7 protein-coding genes are annotated in these 4,860 nt (G+C 26.5%); 3 read left to right on the forward strand and 4 right to left on the reverse strand.

What is annotated here, in order from left to right:
* A partial coding sequence (locus tag CHF27_RS13325) for a PD-(D/E)XK nuclease family transposase (protein ID WP_199533669.1) occupies positions 1–100 on the reverse strand: 100 nt, incomplete at its 3' end.
* A 514-nt stretch (positions 101–614) separates the two neighbouring features.
* On the opposite strand from CHF27_RS13325, the gene CHF27_RS13330 reads away from it, so the two are divergent.
* Together CHF27_RS13330 and CHF27_RS13335 are read left to right on the forward strand one after the other, a co-directional pair.
* Positions 615–1,850 (forward strand): replication protein, encoded by a 1,236-nt coding sequence (locus tag CHF27_RS13330; protein WP_095406523.1) that lies wholly within the window; start codon positions 615–617, stop codon positions 1,848–1,850.
* A 182-nt stretch (positions 1,851–2,032) separates the two neighbouring features.
* The gene (locus CHF27_RS13335) at positions 2,033–2,740 is read left to right on the forward strand and encodes a LytR/AlgR family response regulator transcription factor (protein WP_095406524.1); all 708 of its coding nucleotides are present in this window, start codon (positions 2,033–2,035) and stop codon (positions 2,738–2,740) included.
* Positions 2,741–2,846: 106 nt separating this feature from the next.
* On the opposite strand, the gene CHF27_RS13340 is transcribed toward CHF27_RS13335, so the two are convergent.
* Both CHF27_RS13340 and CHF27_RS14800 read right to left on the reverse strand, forming a co-directional pair.
* Complete coding sequence (locus CHF27_RS13340) at positions 2,847–3,452, reverse strand: recombinase family protein (RefSeq protein ID WP_095406525.1); 606 nt, start codon at positions 3,450–3,452, stop codon at positions 2,847–2,849.
* A 201-nt stretch (positions 3,453–3,653) separates the two neighbouring features.
* Positions 3,654–3,908, reverse strand: coding sequence for an IS1/IS1595 family N-terminal zinc-binding domain-containing protein (locus CHF27_RS14800; protein WP_456300101.1), 255 nt, complete (start codon positions 3,906–3,908; stop codon positions 3,654–3,656).
* 24 nt (positions 3,909–3,932) lie between these two features.
* Between CHF27_RS14800 and CHF27_RS13345 the strand changes: the two genes are divergently transcribed.
* Entirely contained in the window at positions 3,933–4,493 is a 561-nt protein-coding gene (locus CHF27_RS13345; RefSeq protein ID WP_095406526.1) for a hypothetical protein, read from the forward strand.
* A 266-nt stretch (positions 4,494–4,759) separates the two neighbouring features.
* Here the strand turns inward: CHF27_RS13345 and CHF27_RS13350 are convergent.
* The coding region (locus CHF27_RS13350) for an IS3 family transposase (protein WP_147294082.1) at positions 4,760–4,860 on the reverse strand (101 nt) is incomplete at its 5' end.

A 4,860-nucleotide genomic window follows, 5' to 3' on the forward strand; every position in this document is an offset into this window, starting at 1 on the left:
TAACTGCATTTAAAAATGATATTAATATATCAGGGTGTTTTTCATTTCCAAATATCCTTTTAAAAACAAAATCTACTTTAGGACTTAGTAAATATGTCATTTTAACACTTCCTTTCTATAAATTTGTATATATTTTCATTATACTATGAATTGTTATTTAATAATAAAAATAAGCTAAAGGGTAGAAGAAAATCATAATAAATTTAAAAAATATATTAAATATAAAACTAAAAAATAACTTGAAAATAACTAAAAAATAACTGAGTTAATATATAGTTTTATACATAGTATTGGGTGGTCTTAGACCTACCACGCTTTTTATGTACGAAATTGAGAATTTATGTTACAATTTATATATAAAAATCGGATAATAAAAAAAGCTAGGACACGGTCGGCAAACTGAAATCCTAGCTTTTAACAAGAACCCTAGAAAGATAAGAGAATCTTAATAGAGATTTTTTATATAGTTATTATAATACTACCACATTTTTATATGCATGTAGTTTTATATTATATAGTTATTTTATCACATGACTATAGATGTGACAATATATATAAATAACTTCTCTTATCTTTTTAGGTGCATTATCAGAAAAATGAGGGGAGTTTTTTTAATGCAAGCAATTAAATTACAGGTAAATGATGAAATTAACATAGATGAATCAAGGAAACATTTAACAAATCTACATGGTTATAGTGATGGATATATTACTATTGCTAGTAAAAATCCTAATTATAGCCAATGGCATTATAAAAGAGAAGATTTACTTGAGAGAACAGAAGATATTATCAATGATATAAATTCTTACGTATCTCAAAATACTTTTTATAGACCACAAAGAAGAATTGAAAATATAAAGGAGCTTAGAGCAGTTTATATTGATATAGATTGTTACAACTCAAAATATACAAAAGATGCTGTTAAGTATTTTTTAGAGCATGATTTATATTCTCATAAAATACCAAGACCTAATTATTTAATAGATAGTGGAAGAGGACTTTATTATGTTATTTTAATAAAGCCAGTTCCAAGTATGGCAATGCCTTTATGGTATGCGGTTCAAAGATATTTATATAATGTTTTAAAAAAGTTTGGAGCGGATGCAAACGCACTTGATCCAACTAGAGTTTTAAGAATAGTTGGGACGTTAAATTCAAAGAGTGGGACTTGTGTTGAGGTTTTAGATGAATATGATTATGAGTATTCATTAAGAGAAATTCAAGAAGAATATTTACCAGAGATTATTAAAAAGGACAAGCCAAAGGGAAGACCTAAGAAGATGGTAAGTCTTTTTAATGAATATAGTCTTTATTATGCTAGGGTTATGGATATAACTAGGGTTTGTGAGCTTAGAGATTATGATGTTGAAGGTCATAGAGAAGTTATTTTATTTTTATATAGATACTTTTCTGCTTGCTTTACAGAGGATGAAGATGAAGCTTTAAGAAGAGCTTTAGAATTAAATGCTATGTTTAAAAAGCCACTTCCAGAAAATGAAGTTATTACAGATACTAAGTCGGCTACTAGAGCTTATCAAAATAAATTATATAAATATACTAATGCTAAGTTAATTGAAATACTTAATATAACTTTAGATGAGCAGCAACATTTAAAGACGATTATCTCAGGGAAAGAAAAATATAGAAGATGTTCTGATGAAAAGAAGGCTAAACAAAAGGCTAAAAGAAGAAATGAAAATGGATTAACAAAAAGAGAGCAAGAAAAAAAGGATAGATTAGAAAAAATAAAGGAACTACAAGCAGAAGGATTTAATCAAAATCAAATAGCAGGCCAAATAGGTATAAGTAGGCAAGCTGTAAGTAAGCTTCTAAAATCTCTCGATACTTAAAAAACTATGTCAACTGAAATGTTCTCTTAGTATTGGGGGGCTTTAGCCCTGTTTCGCTTTTAATTATAGAAAGAGTGTTTTTGGAGGAGGTTTTAAAAATAGGTATATCGAAAAGTGGCTCTTTCTATATCTGTGGTTCGAAGAGGTACTAAAAAGTAATAGGTTAGGTGGGATCGTGTTTAATGACTTTAGTTATAGCTGTTTGTGAAGACAATGAAGTTCAAAGAAATTTATTAGTTGATTGGATTAAGCTTTATTTTAAAGATAAGGATTTATCTTTAAAAATTTATGAATTTGAATCAGGTGAGAAACTGCTAGATAATTATCCAATTGAATTGAATATCTTATTTTTAGATATAAAAATGGACCAATTAAATGGAATGGATACTGCAAAAGAGATTAGAAAGTTTGATAAAAAACTAGAGATAATATTTGCTACATCATTGAGTGAGTATATGCAAGAAGGATATGAAGTAAGTGCTTATAGATATTTAATAAAACCATTGAAAATTGAGGATATTAATAGGCATCTTAGTGAGTGTATTTCTAAATACTTAGATATACATTATTTAATTTTAAATACAAAAAATAACTTAATTAGAGTTAATATCCTCAATATTTTATATATAGAAAAAGAAGGACATAAAATAATTATTCATGAAATTAATAATTTTTTTAAACTAAAAATGAGTATGAAAAAAATAGAAGAAGTTTTAAAAGAAAAGAATTTTTTTAGATGCCATAATAGTTTTTTAATTAATTTAGATAAAGTTGAAAGATTAGATAAAAATAACCTTTATATAAATAGTATTCAAATACCTGTAAGTAAATATAGAGTTAAAAATTTAAAAATAAGACTAACTGAATGTTTAGGATATATGATATGTTAGGATTTGATATATTTTGGAAAATTATATATATAGGTGGGACACCGAGATACGTGTAAAAACCGGAAGTATCTTTTTTGAATACATTGATATAACTGGTTTTCACGTTTTATTTTTTCAATTCATACTCATTGACTCTGCAATAAAATGTATTAGGCTTTAAACCTAGTAAATTCATAGCTTTGACGGCTGTAATATCTCCTAATTTCCATTCTTTATAAATTCCTTCAAAATTTTCTCCAGGATCTATTTTTCTCCTACCAAATTGAATGCCTTTTTCACGTGCTATTTTAATTCCTTCTTTCTGCCTTTCCTTTATCCTGATTCTCTCATCTTCAGCCATATAACTAAGTAATTGAAGTATTATATCTGAAATTAGATTTTCTAAACCATTCATATCTTTATATTTTGTAGTATCAAGTAGTGGCATATCTAGAATTACTATATCTACTTTCTTTATTTTTACAAGTTCATTCCATTCATCTAGAATCATTTGCTTATTTCTACCTAATCGATCCAATGATTTTATATATAAAATATCTCCTTCTCGGAGCATTCTTTTTAAAAGCTGATACTCTGGTCTTTTAAAGTCCTTACCACTAGCAACTTCAAGAAATATATATTCTTCTTCAATTCCTAGATTTTTTGCTTCTACAATTTGTCTATCCAATGTTTGATCTTTAGTACTTATTCTTGCATAAAAGAATTTTCTCATAATGTATCTCCTTATTGATGTCTTTCTATTGCAATAAGTATACTACTTAATCGAAATATTTCAAATGTAAAAATGTTGATGTTTTGAATTGTAAAAAGTATAATAAATTTACTATTTCAAAAGGTATGGTTTTTGAAAGATAAACTAAGTAATTTCAATTACTCTAATAAACTTGCGGCCTATTTTTACATGTATTTCGGTCTACCACCTAGGGTATCCAAGTGAATGCTTTTTAGTTGATTGTAAGGTAAATTGTCTACGACATTTCTTACATAAATACTTTTGGTTGGAGTTCTTATCCTTACCAAACTTATATAAACTTGTGTTATAATATTTTGAGCATTTAACCGTAGGTTTCAATTTTCTCGACTCCTTTCCTTTAGGTGGAAATTGTTTTGTGGTGAAACTATTGTAAACGCTATCGGGGTCAAGATTCAAATATAAATAAGTTAACAAAACGTTTGAATAAGGGGGATATGTATGAAAAAGAAGTTATTATTACTAGGATGTGTATTAATAATATTAATTTTTATAGTATCATGTAAATCAAATAATATTGAGAATGAAACAATTATATTTAGAAATTACTTAAGTGAAAATAACATAAGTGGCATGGGTTTAGATTATAAACTAAAAAATATTAAGAAGGGGAAATATACTATTAGTTTATATTCGAAAGAATTTGAAAATGGTAAATTTGTAAAGGAACAAAGTTTGTACAATAAAACTTTAGATTTTGGTGAAAAGTTAAATAAATTTGATATAAGTGTATACCAAGAAAAGGAAAAAATTAAGGTACTAACAGGAGAATTTGAATTAAATGAAAAAATATTAGATTTTTTTCGGACAGATAGTGCTGGAATAGCTATGTTCGGAATTGAAACGGAAAAAAAAATAACAATAGATAATGAGTTACCTATCATAGGATATATTATAGGAGATGATGTAAAAAAAATAGAAAGTATAAATATTGATGAAATTTTTAATCATAAATCTACTGGTGAAATTATAATATATTTGAAGATAAGTGATATAAGATAACGAACTAAAAATAATATTTTAAATGTGTCATAGCAGAACAAAAATGATATATTGCGAAAGTTGCATTATGCTGCTTAAAAGTTTTTAAAAATACAACTGGCACGAGGGAGCCGAAATAGACGCAATTATTCCCTTATGCAATCAAAATGTAAAAAAATACATAGTGATACATAAGGACATAATTACGTAAAAAAAAATACAACTGTATACTCAGTCGCCTCATCTAAAATGGATCCTTTGTCAAGGACATTAAAAAAAGAGGGTCATTAAGAAACTTTTAAAAGCTGATTCCTATATTGTGTAGGAGTCAGTTTTTTTAAGTTCCACTGACATCGGTCATTATTATAATAATCCATATAGTCATCTA

This window comes from Romboutsia maritimum (assembly GCF_002251085.2).
Taxonomy (GTDB): Bacteria; Bacillota; Clostridia; order Peptostreptococcales; family Peptostreptococcaceae; genus Romboutsia_B; species Romboutsia_B maritimum.